This is a genomic window from Shewanella sp. BJSY2023SW001 (genome assembly GCF_047314685.1).
Taxonomy (GTDB): domain Bacteria; phylum Pseudomonadota; class Gammaproteobacteria; order Enterobacterales; family Shewanellaceae; genus Shewanella; species Shewanella indica.
Genome location: NZ_JBKORF010000081.1, coordinates 20,957 through 37,478 on the forward strand (window position 1 = coordinate 20,957; position 16,522 = coordinate 37,478).

The 16,522-nt window shown below is 52.4% G+C and carries 8 protein-coding genes; all 8 read right to left on the reverse strand.

The window, feature by feature from the left end; translation table 11 throughout:
- Positions 1 to 32 precede the first annotated feature (32 nt).
- The 8 genes from ACMHXH_RS18485 to ACMHXH_RS18520 all read right to left on the reverse strand — a co-directional run bounded on the left by ACMHXH_RS18485 (position 33) and on the right by ACMHXH_RS18520 (position 16,322).
- On the reverse strand, positions 33 to 2,327 hold the full coding sequence (locus ACMHXH_RS18485; protein WP_071477427.1) for a hypothetical protein: 2,295 nt from the start codon (positions 2,325 to 2,327) through the stop codon (positions 33 to 35).
- Positions 2,328 to 2,711: 384 nt separating this feature from the next.
- Positions 2,712 to 3,476 carry a DsbA family protein gene (locus tag ACMHXH_RS18490; RefSeq protein WP_071477426.1) on the reverse strand — a complete coding sequence of 255 codons (765 nt, stop codon included), beginning with the start codon at positions 3,474 to 3,476 and terminating at the stop codon, positions 2,712 to 2,714.
- 41 nt (positions 3,477 to 3,517) lie between these two features.
- Positions 3,518 to 4,885 carry a sigma-54-dependent transcriptional regulator gene (locus tag ACMHXH_RS18495; RefSeq protein ID WP_039035093.1) on the reverse strand — a complete coding sequence of 456 codons (1,368 nt, stop codon included), beginning with the start codon at positions 4,883 to 4,885 and terminating at the stop codon, positions 3,518 to 3,520.
- 63 nt (positions 4,886 to 4,948) lie between these two features.
- Positions 4,949 to 5,848, reverse strand: a complete 900-nt coding sequence (locus tag ACMHXH_RS18500) for an MBL fold metallo-hydrolase (RefSeq protein ID WP_162207121.1) — start codon at positions 5,846 to 5,848, stop codon at positions 4,949 to 4,951.
- A 109-nt stretch (positions 5,849 to 5,957) separates the two neighbouring features.
- Positions 5,958 to 9,029 (reverse strand): efflux RND transporter permease subunit, encoded by a 3,072-nt coding sequence (locus ACMHXH_RS18505; protein ID WP_335911616.1) that lies wholly within the window; start codon positions 9,027 to 9,029, stop codon positions 5,958 to 5,960.
- Positions 9,026 to 12,274 (reverse strand): efflux RND transporter permease subunit, encoded by a 3,249-nt coding sequence (locus ACMHXH_RS18510; RefSeq protein WP_335911615.1) that lies wholly within the window; start codon positions 12,272 to 12,274, stop codon positions 9,026 to 9,028. The genes ACMHXH_RS18505 and ACMHXH_RS18510 overlap by 4 nt, the downstream gene beginning before the upstream one ends.
- Positions 12,275 to 12,295: 21 nt before the next feature.
- Entirely contained in the window at positions 12,296 to 13,351 is a 1,056-nt protein-coding gene (locus tag ACMHXH_RS18515; RefSeq protein WP_039035121.1) for an efflux RND transporter periplasmic adaptor subunit, read from the reverse strand.
- A gap of 544 nt (positions 13,352 to 13,895) precedes the next feature.
- Positions 13,896 to 16,322, reverse strand: a complete 2,427-nt coding sequence (locus ACMHXH_RS18520; protein ID WP_144361866.1) for a TonB-dependent receptor — start codon at positions 16,320 to 16,322, stop codon at positions 13,896 to 13,898.
- Between the last annotated feature and the right edge of the window lie 200 nt (positions 16,323 to 16,522).

The following is a 16,522-nucleotide window of genomic DNA, read 5'->3' on the forward strand; positions in this document are numbered from 1 at the left end:
TGGCTTTTTGTATTGGAGAACGCCTGAGCTGGCTAGTTCTCATTGGTGCCGACTTGAATGGTCACATCGGCTGTAGATTCATCTCCTTTACTGTTAACCAGTTTCACTATCACATCACCCAGGAAGACGATAGGATCTGTGTTTTCCAAACCGGGTTTAAATTCTATGGTAAAGGCACAGAAGTAGTCTTCTGTTCCAGAACCTGTGTAACCAAATGGATGGTTTAATGCACAGGAACCATAGTTGACGCCTTCGAAAGTGCCGCCCGAATTAATCAGTTTGAAACCGGGCATATCGGCACCTGGGAACACATCGACACCTGCAGCGGTGAGCATAGTCAGGTTGGCATTGTTCACGTCGGCATTATGCATACCCAGTACCACCAACATACTGGCGGCAAAGTCCATATCAACTGCGGGTGACCCTGGGGTAAAGGTTACAGTGGCATCATCCATGGCATCCACGGCCTGGCCATCTTCATCTGTACCGTATATGGTTGCCAGATTGGTATGTATATCTGTCCTGTTTCCTTGCACCTGCAGTGTGATGGTACAACTGGCATTGTGACCGGGATCCAGCATTAAACCAGCGAGTGGTGCCGGACCATATGGCAAGCCGTCAACAGTGTCTACTTCACATTTAGCGGTAAGATCACCAAATACAGAGTCATCCAAGGTGTTGAAGGTCACGGTATCAACTGTGTTTTGACCATTGATTTGATCTTTAACACCAAACAGGAAGGTAAACTCCACATCACGGAAGATAGAGAGGTCATCACCTGTTTCCAGTACAGAAGTAGGATCGGCACTCTTATCCAAGGTGATCATGGAAGGAATATCATTGATAACCACTGTGGCTGAGTCGGCAGCCATAGCTTCTATCATCTCATCGTCATAGGCCTTGGCAGTCACAGTATTAGTGTGAGAACCGGCGCCGGTGCCACTGATAAATTCGGTGAAGCTACATTCATAGTAACTACCGTAGGCGATATCGAGATAAGTACTACAACTCCCTTTGCCATTGAGATCACCAAACTTGTCATCTACCAAATAGAAGAGTTCAAGTGGTGAATCATAGGCTTCGGCAGTGTTATTGACCCTGACGGTATAAGTCACGTTTCCGCCTGACTCAGGAACCTGATCCGGGTTTGCAGTTTTCAACACTGTGATGGAGGGGTTCAGGTTTTCAACTTGTACCTGGACCACATTGGAGCAGTGTTCACCGTCTATGCCATTAACCGCAGCGCAGCTGTTGCTGTCGATGACGTCATCGCCGTTTTTGTCTTCCAGCGCCAGTTTAATCAAGTCATCATACAACTCGATATTAGGAGCAAGATCCGGCAAGTCCCTATCGACTATATGAACAGTAAACTGACAGCTATAAGACCCACTTGGCAGAATTTCGCCACCATTCGCCGGTTGAGTACAGTTGGAGGATTTTAGGTACACACCATCACTGGCTCCCACAGGTCCGCCTGCACTCCACAAGTTCAGTGAAGTGTCATAGGTACCATCGGCACCAATATCCACTTCATCGCTTAACGAAGTGATGAATAGTGAAGTTTGGGCATTGGGGTTGTTGAAACTCAACTCAAAAGTGTAAGTGCCTCCGGGTTCATTTTGGGTATTGCTGGTGATGAGTTTTTTATTGATCACAGGTGGGTTGGGTTTGATAAAGACGTCGATATCAAACGCATCGCAACGACACTTGGATGGTGTGCCGGGGGCAGCGGGATTGTTTTCACTGCAATCGGCACCGGTTTTGTTGTGCCAGGCGGCACAGTAATTGAACTCAGCCTTGCCTGAGTTATCATCATCGCGACAGAACAGGGTGATCTGCTCGCCGCTATAGACATGAGTGGCATCATAACCTGCAGCTTTACTGATATCGGCACAGGCATCGAGGTTTTCTTCCAGGTCAACGCCGGGACCATTGGTACGCCCGAGCAGAATTGAACACTCATTATTGGGATCTGAGTCCTGAGCGCTCCAACTGCCTTCCGGCAGATAGACGGAATAGTCATACCTTTGATTAGCCGTAGTGGTAATGGTCACATCTGCCAGGAAAGTTACATCGTCACCCAGTACGCACTCTACCGGCGTGGTACCATCCAGGTTACGGACATTATCCACCTTACTTACCCTGACATCATTGGCTGTACAATTGAGGGCAAATCCCGCTTGTTCGGCCATACAAGCTTGATCGAACTGTTGCGGGAAGAAGGAGGCGTTGACGGGCGTCAAACTCGAGGCACCGTAAAGCGAGGCGCCGCCAATCAGGACGACACCCAGAGCCCTGATCAGCCAGTTACACTGGAATAGTTTCATCTTGCTATCCCTCCGAAGTTTGTTTGGCCACTGACAGTGGCCGCACATTTTAGTGAGCTTGCTGCAATCGAGTAACATCACCGGTTAAGGCTTCCCAAAGGAATGGCCGGATTCGCACAGCAAATATCCAAACGCCTCCCTGATAAGCAAACGTCATTCCATATAGTTAATACTTTGATTTTTAGGTGTTTTCTATGTTTTTGTCTGCCAGGTGTAACAGTCTGGGTGTTTCGTCTTTGGAACACTGTGAATGGCTTGCTTTAGAATCAGAGGCTTGAGTATGTTTCAGCTTGTATCACTTGTTCAGTAGCTGGCCTGCGTGTAGCGCAGGCCAGTTTGTTTGGCGCTGAGGGGGGAAGTGAGTCGGTGGGATGAGGCGTCAGACTAATTATCCTGCTGTAATTTATCCAAAATGGCACTAAAGGCTTCGTAGGGATGAGCTCCTACCAATAACTTGGGTGTCTGCATCTGGTTATTACTTACTCGACCTATGATAAAACTTGGGGTGCCGGTGACGCCATATTGCTGACCGTACTGGAGATCTGCCATGACACTCGCCTTAATGGCAGGATCATCAAGGCAGGCTTCAAAGTCCGGCAGTTGTAAATCTTGCTGCTTGGCACTACTTAAATAGAGTTCAGGATTGAGCCGGGTAATATTGGCAAAAAGTTGTTCTCGCATTGGCCAGTAACTATCTTGTTTGCCGGCACAGGCTGCTGCAATAGCAGCGCTTTCGGCATTGGCGTGAAAGCTTAGCGGAAAGTTGCGAACCAGGTATCTGACCTTACCTGTATCTATATATTGCTGCTTGAGTTTGGGAAAGCTGAGATCCAAAAAGCGTTTGCAATAGGGACATTGAAAGTCTGAAAACTCCACTATGACGATTGGTGCTTCAGATTGACCCAAGGAGGGTAGCTTGCCTTGATTATCCAGGTCAGCCAAGGGCGGCAACTCTTTGGCTTTAGGGGTTGTTGATGCTGTAGCTATTTCATGGATCTCCTTGATTTGTTTTTCCATTTGGATCAGTTGGAGTTTGATCTCAGCCATAGATTGTTTAAGTTCCTGCTCTGAAGAGGACGGCTGCTGTGGCTGACATCCAGACAGCAACAGTAGTGGAAGCCAGATAAACATCAGCGGATGATTGAACATAGTGAGCTCCTTTAGTGGCTGCCACTGACTCCCTGGCAGCATCAGAGTTGAATTTGACACTTCTTTATCAAGCGATAGAAGGTCGTTCTGGAAATATTGAGTTGTCGGGCCGCAGCAGAGATATTGTGGCGGTTATCGGCAATGGCCTTGAGCAGTACTTCGGCATCCAGGTTATCCCTCTGTTTGGCCAGGTCTATATCAGGGTTATGCTCCTTTATTCTATCCAGCCCCAGGGCTTTGGCTGAGATCTCTGTGCCTTCGGCCATGACGGCTGCACGGCGAATACGGTTTTGCAGTTCCCTGACATTACCCGGCCAGTTGTAATTCTGAATGGCATTGAGGGCTTCGTTACTGAATACCAGTGAACTGGCATTGCCCGGGATGCTTTGCAAAAAACGTTCAGCCATGGGAATGATATCGATTTTGTACTCCCTCAGGCTGGGGACATGTAGCCGCAATACATTGAGGCGATGATAGAGATCTTCCCGAAATCGACCTTCATCGACGGCGTTTTCAAGGTCCTGATGGGAGGCAAATATCATTCGGCAGTTGACTGTCTGTGGATGGCAGGCGCCTATCCGCATAATTTGTTTGTCATCGAGAAAGTGCAACAGATTCACCTGGAGGTCCAGCGGCAGATCGGCGATTTCATCTAGAAACAGGGTGCCACCATCAGCTTGTTCCAAATGTCCTATATAGCGCTTGTCTGCCCCGGTAAAGGCGCCTTTTTCATGGCCAAACAGCGTTGATTGGATCAGACTTGCGGGCAGGGCGCCGCAGTTGAGGGTAACGAAAGGGCCTTGACGGCGATGGGACAGAAAATGCAACCATTTGGCACAAAGGCCTTTTCCTGAGCCGGTTTCACCGCTGAGAAGTACCGTATCGTCAGATTGTCCCAGTTTTTCCAGATCCCGCCGCAAGGTTTGGATCAGTGGGTGCTTGCCTTCAATCGCGGTCAGCGGGGCGCCATCAATGGCGACGGTGGGATTGTTCCTCGCCAGTTGTGACATACCCCAGGCATGCCCCAGAGAGTCATTGAAGCGGCACCAGCTCAAAGGCTTGTGATAGTAATCGATAAAGTTTGCCGACAATAGCCAGCTACAACTTGTGTCCAATATGCCATCTGTCACCGCCAACCATTGCAATTTGGGGTGTTTTCTTTGGATCTCGGCTATTTCTCTGGCCTGGCATTTGTGACTACTGGTTTCAATGACGGCAACAATTACCCTGATGTCGTATTGACCCAGTAGGGTCAATGCATCATGGGCTCGCTGTGCTTTGAAGCAATGCCAGCCAAAGGGTGCCAACTCGGCGGCAATATCAGGCAAGCCATCGACAGGATCCAGGACCAATATGTTACGCCGACTGATTCTGGACCCTTTAGAATCGCTTGGAACTTCTTGGTTCATGAGCGTTCAGATCCCTGGGCGTATCAGACTTTAAGTTTAGTCAGCTCAGGGAAGAGCCTCAAGTTACCGGGCAGGGTTTTGGTCGTCTGAAACCCCTGAATATAAGGTCTTGACCCAGCGCTCCTTGGGGATGAATTGCCAGCCCCATTCCCGCCATGCTTGGGGCAGTTCCTTGGCCTGCATCTGCTCGAGAGTCATGCCGCGCTGCTTGCCCTCTTTCATCCAATTGATGCAGTCATCCAGCATATGTTTGAACCTCAGGAGATCGGCCTTATTAGCCAGTTCCCCATGACCTGGAATAACCAGGGTATCCTGATCTATGAGTTCAAGCACGGCCGCGACATTGTCTCTGTAGCCGATGACCGAGCCGCCGTGGTCGAGATCGATAAAAGGAAACCTGTCTTTAAAGAAGAGATCGCCCATATGCACCAGTTTGCGATCCTGCCACAGCACCAGGGTGTCACCATCCGTATGCCCTGGGCCTAGGTGAATAAGTTCCAACACCTGGTTGTTGAAGTGAATTTTCAGTCCCTTGTCATAGGTGATAACAGGTAGCGCCTTCTTATGGGTTGCTTTCTCATTCAAGCGCTTGAGCACATTCTCGTGGGCAAGAATGTTGGCGTTTTGGCCAAAGTACAGATTGCCCCCGGTATGATCGCCGTGAAAATGGGTATTGATGACAAAAGCCGGATGGCCCGGCTTGAGACCTTGTAGTGCCGCAGAAATCTTCTCTGCCAGCGGCGCAAACTGGTCATCTATAATAAGCAGTCCATCCTCCCCGGCACTGACACCTATGTTGCCGCCGGCGCCGGTCAACATATAGCGACCTGGCAGCAGTTCATGAGTGGTTATCTTGACCTCGGCATAGGGATTCTTGGCATAGGAATTGTTTTCCGCCGCGGCAGCCAAGCTGACAAGTGTAAACAGCACGAGTGATGTAAAGCGTTTAAGCAAACCTGGCATGGGAACTCCAAATAGTTGAGTGCTGGGATAAAGCTAGTTCGCTATTGATGTCCGGGCAATAAAAAAGCTGCAATGCAGCTTTTTTATCTGTTCAGCGGCGCTTTTCGGCTCAGGTCCAGGGCAGCAGGCGCTGACTGAGTTTGAGCGATTGCCCGAGCCTGATGGCCGCATTATGACGCAGGCGGAAGAAGGCCTGGTAACACAGGGGCACCAAATAGAGACTGGTCAGGGTGGAGAAACTCAAGCCACCTATGATGGCAATCGCCATAGGTGAGTATGGCGGGCCACCGCCGCCTATCTGAGTGTCTCCCAGCGCCAGCGGAAGCAGGCCCAGCACTGTGGTCCCAACCGTCATCAATACCGGCCGCAAACGGGTGACACAGACAGAGGCGATGACCTCAGACAACTGCTCCAGTGGCGGCGTCATCTGATTGATTTGATCCACCAGCACTATGCCGTTGTTGACCACTATCCCCATCAGGATCAGTATGCCTATCATGGCCATCACGGACATAGGCGTGCCGCTCAGCCACAGGGCCCAGAATACCCCTGTGATGGAGAAGAGTATGCTGGTAATGATGGCGCTCGGCAGCAGCAGCGACTCAAACAAAGCCGCCATCACTATATAGATCATGGCAATCGCCAACACCATGTTGATCAGCATGACAGACTCTTCCTCGTCCTGACGTTGAAAGCCGCCTCTGAGTGAGTAGTCATAACCATGGGGGAAGTTGACATGCTTGAGCGCCGCCATGATCTGTTTCTGCGCCTCTTCCATGCTGAGATCTTCAAGGTTAGCGCCTATGGAAAGTGCCGTCTGGCGATCATAGTGACGAATGACATCGAATCTGGGGACAATTTCCACCTTGGCCAGACTCTCCAGCGAATAGACCTTGTTGTCCTGTCGCACTATGGGCAATTGTTTTAGCCGCTCCAGCGACTGACGCCAGTCGCGTTCAAAGGCCAGTTCGATTCTGAGCTCACCACTGGGATCGTGGCGAAATGAACGCAGTGCTGCGCCCCGAAGTGCCAGGGAGATACTGCCGGCAATATCCTTGATGCTCAGCCCCAGGCGGGCGGCCAGCTCTCTGTCTATCTGTACTATCACCTCCTGCTGGGCGCCGTTGAGCTCAGAGCGCACATCATGCAGGCCCTCTATGTTGGAGAGCAAAGGGATCACCTGTTCACTGAGGCGAACAAGCTCTGAGGTGGAGCGCCCGGTCAGTGTTACTCTGACGCCGGACTCATCGCTGCCCCAGCCAAACTGAGGCTTGGCAATGGAGAACTTGGGAAATCCTTCGCGGATCCGCTTTTTCAGCTCGGCGACATCCTCCTCCAGATCCGGCTTTAGCAGTATGGTGGAAGAGGCATCCTCGGGAGAGTAATAGCTGTAGACGGCATCTATGTGGAACTCATCCTTATGGGCATAGAGGTAGTCTTCCATCTGGCTGACCATGGCCTCGGTGACCGCCAGGCTGTGACGTCCTTGCAACTGGTAGTTGATGTAGAAGCGCTCCTTGCTTTGGCTGTCCTGACTGTCCTGTTTCACCAACGACAGCGGCAGGGCGGTTGACAGCAACATCAGCAGTGCCAGGCAAGTAGCGATTTTCGGGTGCTGCAGTATCCAGTTGAGACTGGTGTGGTAAGACTTCTGCAGCCGCGATTCTTTCTCGACCCGCTCAAACCTGAGTTGCAGTTTTGACAGCATCAAGGGGATCAGCGTCTTGGCCACCAACAGCGAGGCCGCCAGCGAAATGCAGATGGCGATGGCAACGTGTTCGAGGAAGATGGTCAGCTCCACTTTGACCCCGAAAATATTCGGCAGGAACACTATCGCCGTGGTCAGGGTACCGGCCAGCACCGCCAGCGCCACCTTGTCGACCCCGTTGAGGATTGCTCGATCGCCAGTGTTGTTGGGGCTGTCATCTGTATTGTTATCGTTAGCGCCATGTTGCTGCTCCTGCAACACACTCTCTGTGACCACCACGGCATTATCAATCAGCATACCTATCGCCAGCAGCAGCCCCATCATAGAGAGAATATTGAGGCTGTAGCCGAGAAAGTACATGCCGGCCAATGTCATGCAGATGGAGATGGGCACGGAGGAAACCACCACCAGGGTCATGCGCAGGTTGCGCAGGAACAGGTACAGCACGGCAAAGGAGAGCAGGGCGCCCAGCAGGCCGGACATCAACAAGTCCTTGAGCGACGATTTCACTCCATGGGCCTGATCTTCCATGATAAACAGCTTGATCCCCTGAAATTGCTTGTCCTCTCTGGCGGCCTCAATCACTTTAAGCACCCTGGTCGAAACCTCCACCAGATTGGCGCCGGATTCCTTGAACACATCCAGGCCGACGGCATATTTCTTATCCAGATGGCGGCCCTCGGTGGCTTCAGGCAGGGCGAAATTGACTTCGCTGATATCGCCCAGGGTCAAACCCGGCAGCAATACCAGCGCCTTGATCTCTTCGAGATTACGGAACTCGCCCTTGGGAGACACCTGATAGACCCGGCCGTTATCCCTCAGGTTGCCGCCGCTTATCACAAAGTTTTCTGCCGCCAGACGCTTGTGAATGGCGGGAACACTCATGCCACTGGCGGCCAGGCGCTGGGCATCGAGACGTATCTCTATCTGTTTTTGCTCCACGCCATAGAGGGTGACCTTGGAGACGCCTTCCACCCGCTCCAGTGGCCGTTTGAGCTGTTTCTCCAGCAGATCGAAGGCGCCGGAGAGTTCCCGCTCACTGGAGATCCTGATATTCAGCATAGGCATGTCGGCAGTGGAGAACTGCATGATAAACACCCGCTCCACATCGGTTGGCAGCAGATGGCGCACCGCATCCACCTTTTCCCGCGCTTCCAGGCTGCGGGCGGCGACGTTTTCACCCCACTTCATTCTCACTTCTATCTCGCTGCCATCCTGGCTGGAACGTGAGCGCAGCTCATCGAGTCCGCCCATGGTGGCGAGCGACTCTTCCAGTACATTGGTGATGTCGCGTTCCACTTCCGCAGGAGAGGAGCCTTTGTAAGGCACCTGGATAAAGATCCGCGGTATCTCTATCCCGGGGAACATCTCCAGCGGCAGCAAGCGGCTGGCGGCCAGACCAAAGAGCAGAATGGCCACAAAGAACATGCTGGTGGTCACCGGGCGCTTGAGCGCCAGTTTGGTCAGGTTCATGCGCCTTCTCCCATGGTGGCCGGCTCGGCGTACTGTTTGCGGTCGAACAGGGCATAGAGCACAGGAATAACCACCAGAGTCAGCAGAGTCGACAGGCTGAGGCCGAAAATGACAGTGATCGCCATCGGCGCGCGCACTTCGCTGCCGTCTCCTAAGCCTATTGCCATGGGCAGCAGCCCCAGATTGGTGGTCAGTGTGGTCATCAGTATGGGTCTTAAACGCGATGCTGCCGCTTGCTTGATGGCGTCGAGACGTGGTTTGCCGCTTTGCCTGAGCTGATTGATCCTGTCCACCAATACTATGGCGTTATTGACCACTATCCCGGCCAGCATGATAAGGCCGATAAAGACGATGACAGACAGCTGGGTGCCGGTTATCGCCAGGCCGTAGATACTGCCGCTCAGTGCCATAGGTACAGCCATCAGGATAAGCAAGGGATGCAGCAATGACTCAAACTGACTGGCCATCACCAGATAAACCAGGAATACCGCCAAGATCAGCGCTATCTTCAGCGATTGGAAAGAATGCTCCATCTCTTCATTCTGACCGCCGAATCGGCTCTGCACCGAGGCGGGTAGTGTCAGTTGGCTGAGAATGTGCTTGGCACTGGCCACAGCCTGATTGAGATCGCCATAGGCCAGATTGGCCGACACTATGGCTACCCGCTGCTGGCTGATGCGATTGATTGCCGAAGGTCCCAGAGTCAGCGAGACATCGGCCACGGCGCTCAAGGGGATGGGCTGTGGGCTGGATGGGTTGATCAGCATGGCATCGATATCGCTTATCTGATTGCGTTCATCCAACTCGCTGCGCACCAGAATATCTATCTTGCGCTCCCTCAGAGTGTATTTGCTGGCTACGGTACCGCCAACCCGCTGGGCTATGCTGGTGGCCACGGTTGGTGCATCCAGGCCAAGGGCGGCCATTCTGGCGTGATCAAAACGGATACTCAGCTCCGGCTGACCGTCACGCAGGCTGCTGCTGACATCGACAAAGCGGGGATCGCCCTCCAGCGCCTTAACCAATGAAGCGGCCGAGGTTTTCAACTGTTCCAGTTCATAGCCGGACAACTCTATCTCCAGCGGAGTCTTGAAGCTGAACAGCTCGGGATATTGGATCTGCGCTTCCAGCTCGGGAATAGTGCGCAACGTGCTGCGCAGCTTGGCGGCAACTTGGTCAAACGCGCGGTGATCGGCCAGCACCACCTGCAGCCGCCCCCAGTTTTCGCCGCCACGCCGGGTATCCGAAGTCATGAGACCACCGCTGCCGGCCTGGCTGTAGGCGTGTTTCACGTCCTCTCTGTCCTTGATAGCCAGTGCCAGACGCTGCAATACGGCATCGGTTTGGCTCACCTCACTGCCGGGAGGCAGCAGGATTTCCACATAGAATTCGCCTTGATTCATCGGTGGGATCAGCTCCATTCCCAGGCGGCTCATCAAGACGCCAGAGATGGCGGTGACCGCAATGGCCAGCGCCAGAGTGATGCCACGGAACTTGAGCGCCAGGTTCAGCAGCGGCCGATAGCCATCGGCCAGCCAGCCGTAGCAAAGGTTAAACAGTCTGGACAGCGGCTTCATCACCAGGGATACCAGCCACACCAGCAGCCGGGTGACGATTAACACCAGCGTCAGCAGCAATCTTGGCAGATAGCTGAGCAGCAACAGGAAAGGGAAGGTAAACACAGTGGCGCTGTAATGCTTGAGTTTGCCAAGCTTACCCGCCGGAGGCTGCGGTTTGTCACGCTTGACCAGTTCCGGCAACATAGTGAAGCCTTCGCGGGAAGCCAGCATAGGAATTGAGGTGAGGGCAACCAGCAAAGAGGCCAGCAGGGCGAAAGTAACGGTCAGGGCCTGATCGGCAAACAGGGCTCCGGCAATGCCGTCGACAAATACCAAGGGCACAAATACCGCCAGCGTGGTCAGGGTGGAGGCAAAAATCGCCCCGGCCACCTCTTTGGTTCCTGTGATGGCGGCCTGACGGCGATCCATCCCTTGGGCCTTGCACCTGTCGATGTTTTCCAGCACCACGATGGCGTTATCCACCAACAACCCCACCGCCAGCGCGATACCGCCGAGCGACATGATGTTAAGACTGATATCGGCAAAATACATCATGTTAAAGGTGGCTATCACAGAAAAAGGGATAGAGATGGAGATGATCAGGGTAGGGATGATGTCTCGAAGGAACAGGTAGATGACCAGCATCGCGAGCAGACTGCCGATAAGGGCTGATGAGGTCACTTCGCTGACGGCGCTTTCGATAAACTCCGACTGATCGTAAATTATTTCAGGCACTGGCGTGGCGCTGTCTTTGGCCTCAGAGCGCATCTGTTGCAACTGGCTCTTAAGCTTATTGGCTACGGCTACCGTATTGGCATCGCCCTCCTTATAGATGGCGAGCTCAATGGACTCCTTGCCGCCGATGCGGGTAATATCGCTGCGCTCTTTAAAGGCATCTGTGACCTCTGCTATTTCGCCAAGACGTACCAGGGTATTGCCCTTTTGATAGACAATCACATTGGCCAGCTCATCGAGGGAGTGAAACTGGTTAACAGTGCGCACCAGATATTCGCGGTCGCCCTGGATCACCTTACCGGCAGAAAGGTTGACGTTTTCTTCACTGATACGGTTACGAATGGCTTCGCTGCTGAGATCCAGCTGCGCCAGTTTCTGTTGATTGAGCAGAATATGCACTTCCTGCTCCAGCCCGCCGGAAAGGCGCACGGCAGCGACTCCGGAAAGTGACTCGAGATCCCGCTTAAGCTCCTCTTCGGCATAAGTCCGCAGGCGCTTGAGCTCGGCTTCTGTGGCCTTGGGGGCCGGCAGTGCCAGGCGCATGATGGGATCGAGATTGGGATTAAAGCGCAGCAACAAAGGCTTTTTCACATCCAGCGGCAATTCTATGGTATCGAGTTTTTCCCGCACATCGAGACTGGCCATATCCATCTCTGTGCCCCATTCAAATTCGAGCACCACATCGGACATACCGGAACGGGAAATCGAACTTATCTGTCTCAAGCCTTTAACAATGCCGACCGCTTCTTCGATAGGTTTGGAGATAAGCTGCTCCACCTCCACGGGTGCAGCGCCCTCGTAGAGGGTGCGTATGGTGAGTGTGGGGTAGCTCAAGTCAGGCAACAGCTTTACCGCCAGACGGGAGAAACCCACCATGCCGAACAGGATAACGGCCAGCATAAACATCCAGACGGTCACCGGACGCTTGACCGAAGTGGTAATAATAGACATAAGAGGTGGTCCTTGTGACAGTTAGTTGGCCTTGGCCAGATCCAGCGGAGCTATCACTTCCACCAATGATTGATCCTTGAGATTGTGTTGACCGCGAACCACCACCTGCTCACCCGGACTTATGCCCTCGGTGATTTCCACTTTATCATCCTGGCGGTAACCCAGTTTGACCTCGCGGCGCTGCGCCTTGCCCTCTTCGATAACATAGAGCGCCTTGCGATCATCCTGATTGATGACGGCGTTATAGGGCACCACTATCACATTATCGTGGGTGTCGTATCTGAGTTCGACCCGGGTAAACATCCCGGCCTTGAGACTGGCATCCTGATTGGGGATCGAAAGGGTTACCTTGAAAGTGCCGCTGGTGGCTTCCACCACAGGGCTTATTCTGAGTACCTTGGCCGCTACTTGCTGCTGGCGGGAACTGATAACTTCGGCTTCCTGACCTATGCGCAAACTGCTCAGTTGCTGCTCCGGCAGATTGACTATGCCGTAGAGCTCATCCTGATTGACCAGATAGAACAGCTCTTCAAACTCTTTGGCCATATTGCCCTGTTTGACAAAACGTTTGGCGACCACGCCATCTATGGGAGAGCGGATTTGGCTTTCTTCCACCTGCAGTTTGGCCAAGTCCCGACGCGCCTTGGCCGCTTGCAGGTTGAATTCCAGTTTGGCCATGGCATCGGCACTGACAAACTCACGGTTATTCATTTTCTTCAGCCGGTTGAGCTCCTGCTCGATGATTTGCACCTCGGCTTCGGCCTTATCCAGCTCATAGCGTTGGCGACGGGAGTCTATCACCGCCAGCAACTGTCCCTTGTTGACTCTGTCACCTTCCTCGACTTGCAGAGTTTCTATCAGCCCGGCAATACGGCTGACCACATGGGCTTCTTGTGGCGCTTCCAGTGTGGCTGTGGTGGCGTAGAAGGAGGAAACCTGGCCTTGAGTGACTATGCTGGTTTCGACCGGAATGGCAAAGGCTTGTTGTTGTTCTTCCTGCTGTTGTTCGCTGCAGCCGCTGGCCAGAGACCCAAGCAGTAAAACAGTGCTCAGGGTGTAGGTGAGGTTACGCTTCATGTGAAAGTCCTTATCTTGATCTTTGTTGCGATAAAGCAAAACCGGTGCCAATTTTTAATTTCCTTTTAAAACAAAGGTTAATGATGTTTCAGTGTCTGCTGCATTGAGGTGTTTGATGCCAATGTAGCGAAAAAGTTTATTTTGTGATGTTTTTTGCCAGTGGTGTTCATTATAGCGTTTGGCTTTATGGTCAAGGAGGGAGGTTTGCAATTGGTTGCAAAATGGCCAAAGAGTAAAAATGGGTCAGACTGAAGCCTTCATACAGGCTCATTATGTGGCTTGGACAAGTTAAGAAAGGCGATGGATTAAGATTCAAGCCGGTAAAAGGCCGTCACTCAGATGCAAGGCACAGCTGGATAGGGAATTGCTGGAAGCATGAGAAAATCCGATGACTCAAAGGCCATCGGATTGGGGTTCTTTTCTGCAGGCGTCGAACGATTTTGCCAAAAAACTATATGACATTGATCGTATGGCATTGATCGTATGACATTGATTGTATGACATTGATTGTATGGCATTGACCATTGGGTTGGCCCAATGCAGTTTAGAAGCGGTAGCTGACGCTCAACTTGGCGTTGCGTTCGGCCCCCGGCATACCGCCAAGGAACATGGCCTTGTCATAGTAGCGGGTGTTGAACAGGTTATTGAGGTTCAGCTGCACACTCCAGTCATCAGCCTTGTAGGCAATGGCAGAGTCCCAAACTGTATAGGCGGGCACTTTGCCATCCGGGATCCCGAAGGAAGCCGAGTTGGTGCTGCGCTCGTCGACATAACGAACCCCAAAGCTGACAGACAAGGGATTTGGCAGCGCCTGCCACTGATGACTGTATGTAACCCAGGCACTGGCACTGACCTGGGGAACCCCTTTCTGGCGACTGTTGTAACTGCTGGAGTTAGGGTCATTTTTGTTGCGTGCATCCTGGTACAGACCGTTGAGGTTTATCAGCCATTCTTCGTTGAGGTGGGCGTTGAGATCCAGCTCGGCACCTGTGGTCTTATCCATGCCGTCGTAGAAGAACTCGGGTACTGAGATGTTGTAGTCAGGCGCGCCTTGTTTGTCATTGTATTCCGGGTTGCTGTAACGCAAATTGGTACGTTCACTCTGGAATAGAACCAAGGAACCGAGCAGCTGATCATCAAAGCCCTTGAAGCGCATACCGAGATCATAGCTCAGGGACTCTGAATCCTTTCTATCCGCTGCGCGGCCACTCTGTGCGCCCGTTACGGCACCCAGCACGCTGTAAGCCGTGCGTCCCTTGGCATGGTTGATGAAAAATGACAGGTTATCGGTCGGCATATAGGTCAGACCCAGGTTGTAGGTCATGCCGTGATCTTTGCTGTCCTGCTCCGGAGTCGGGTCTTTCTTTGGCGTGCCCAGATGACTGTACTTCTGTTCAATCTCATTGAACGCCACACCCACCCTGGCAGTAAAGGTTTCACTCAGGTAACCCACATACTGCATGCCCAGGCCCCAGGCGCGGACTTGTTTGTTGTAGTTGTCCTTGAGATCAGGGTTGTAGTCCTCAAAGGCCTTGTCGCTCCAGTTGGGATTACGGATATCCAGAATATAGGGCAGTTCACCGCCGCCATCTTTGTCGTACAGTGCCCAGCTCTTATAAGCGATATCTCTGTCTTCCAGGTTGGCATTCAGCAACAGCTCACTGTCTACGCCTGCCAGGCTGAAGTTGTAGCGCATATCGGCAAAGTATTGCCAGGATTTCTCGTGGGCATCTACCTTGCGGTATTCCTGTCTTCTGGCGGCATAAGGATACAGGACATCATCAATAACCAATGGAGCACGGGGATCGGCGTTGATCACGTCCACGGATTTGACCTTACGTTTCCAGTACACATAGTTATAGGCGCCAGTTTGGCGGATGAACCCGGACTGATAGTCTCGATACTGTAACTGCTGATTAAGTTGCAGATTGTCGCTAAGGGTGATGTTGTGGTTTAACTTGAAGCGCCACTCTTCGCCTTCATTGGGCCTGCTGATGGGAGAGGCCAGGCTGGTATCGCCTATATCGAAGGGTTCGAGACCGTCGCTCGCCACCAGGGAATCAGCCAGTTGTTGCCGCTGCGCCTGGGTCAGTTGAATGCCGGCACCATTAGGGTCGTTAATCAAATCTTGCCAGCTGACTTGTGCGCCGCTCAGGCCACCGGTAGAGGCGGCGTTGTAGATACGTATCGGGTGGCCTACAGAGTCTACCTGCACAGAGTCTTTAATCCAGGCGGCCGACAGCACCAAATCTTGAGCGTTTGAAGGCAGAATTTTCAACGAGGCATAGACTTCATCTCTGTCGCTGCCGATATCACGATAGCCATCGCTACGGGCATGTTTGGCCACCAGACGATAGGCCAGGGTGTCGCTCAAGCCTCCGGTAGAGTCGAGCCCCAGGCTGTAACTGTTCCATGAGCCCAGTTCGGCGCTGACTTCTGTGCTGTCCTGAAATTGAGGTTTCTTTTCAATAAGGTTGATGATCCCGCCGGCGCTGCCCATACCATAAAGCCCGGTCGCCGGGCCTTTGAGCACCTCAACCGCTTCCACATTGGTCATGGAGCGGGTGGGATTAAAACTGTTGCCGAGTCCCGCGCCGCCGTACATACCGTCATAAGTGTAGTTGGCGTCCAGGCCACGGATCACCAGGTTATCACCTATGCCGTAGTTGTTGCCGGCTTGGGTAACACCACTGATGTTACGCACCAGATCCTGCAGCGAGTCGGCTCCCTGGGCGGCAAACAGCTCTTTATCTATCACCACCAAGGCAGCCGGGGTTTCCATCAGCGACATGTCTGATTTGGTCGCCAGTCCTGAATTCATTACCACTTTGTTCTGTTTACCATAAACGGTAATACGTTCTACATCCTGTGAAACCTGTGGTGGTTGAGTTGTTTCGTTTGCCTGTGTGGCCTGTGCCATGGTCAGTGACAGACAAGCCGTCACCGCCAGAGATATTGCGGATTGCTGCATTTGAGATCATCCCCTCGAAAGTAGGGTGCGAATGATAATGGTTTTTATTTGTGTTGCAACAAAAGTTTCAAACTGTATCGGTTGGCTGGGTGTTTTTTGACTAGGCCACATGGATCCGCTTTCGAGAGCCTAAAGAGGCAAGTTTTTGAAAAAAATTTAAAAAAAATCGTTTTTTTATTGAGACTGACCAAAGTACCTGC

What these genes read in the sequence shown, in the direction of transcription:
- ACMHXH_RS18485 (WP_071477427.1), bottom strand. Translation starts at nt 2,327, where the DNA reads ATGAAACTATTCCAGTGTAACTGGCTGATCAGGGCTCTGGGTGTCGTC.
- ACMHXH_RS18490 (WP_071477426.1), bottom strand. Translation starts at nt 3,476, where the DNA reads ATGTTCAATCATCCGCTGATGTTTATCTGGCTTCCACTACTGTTGCTG.
- ACMHXH_RS18495 (WP_039035093.1), bottom strand. Translation starts at nt 4,885, where the DNA reads ATGAACCAAGAAGTTCCAAGCGATTCTAAAGGGTCCAGAATCAGTCGG.
- ACMHXH_RS18500 (WP_162207121.1), bottom strand. Translation starts at nt 5,848, where the DNA reads ATGCCAGGTTTGCTTAAACGCTTTACATCACTCGTGCTGTTTACACTT.
- ACMHXH_RS18505 (WP_335911616.1), bottom strand. Translation starts at nt 9,029, where the DNA reads ATGAACCTGACCAAACTGGCGCTCAAGCGCCCGGTGACCACCAGCATG.
- ACMHXH_RS18510 (WP_335911615.1), bottom strand. Translation starts at nt 12,274, where the DNA reads ATGTCTATTATTACCACTTCGGTCAAGCGTCCGGTGACCGTCTGGATG.
- ACMHXH_RS18515 (WP_039035121.1), bottom strand. Translation starts at nt 13,351, where the DNA reads ATGAAGCGTAACCTCACCTACACCCTGAGCACTGTTTTACTGCTTGGG.
- ACMHXH_RS18520 (WP_144361866.1), bottom strand. Translation starts at nt 16,322, where the DNA reads ATGCAGCAATCCGCAATATCTCTGGCGGTGACGGCTTGTCTGTCACTG.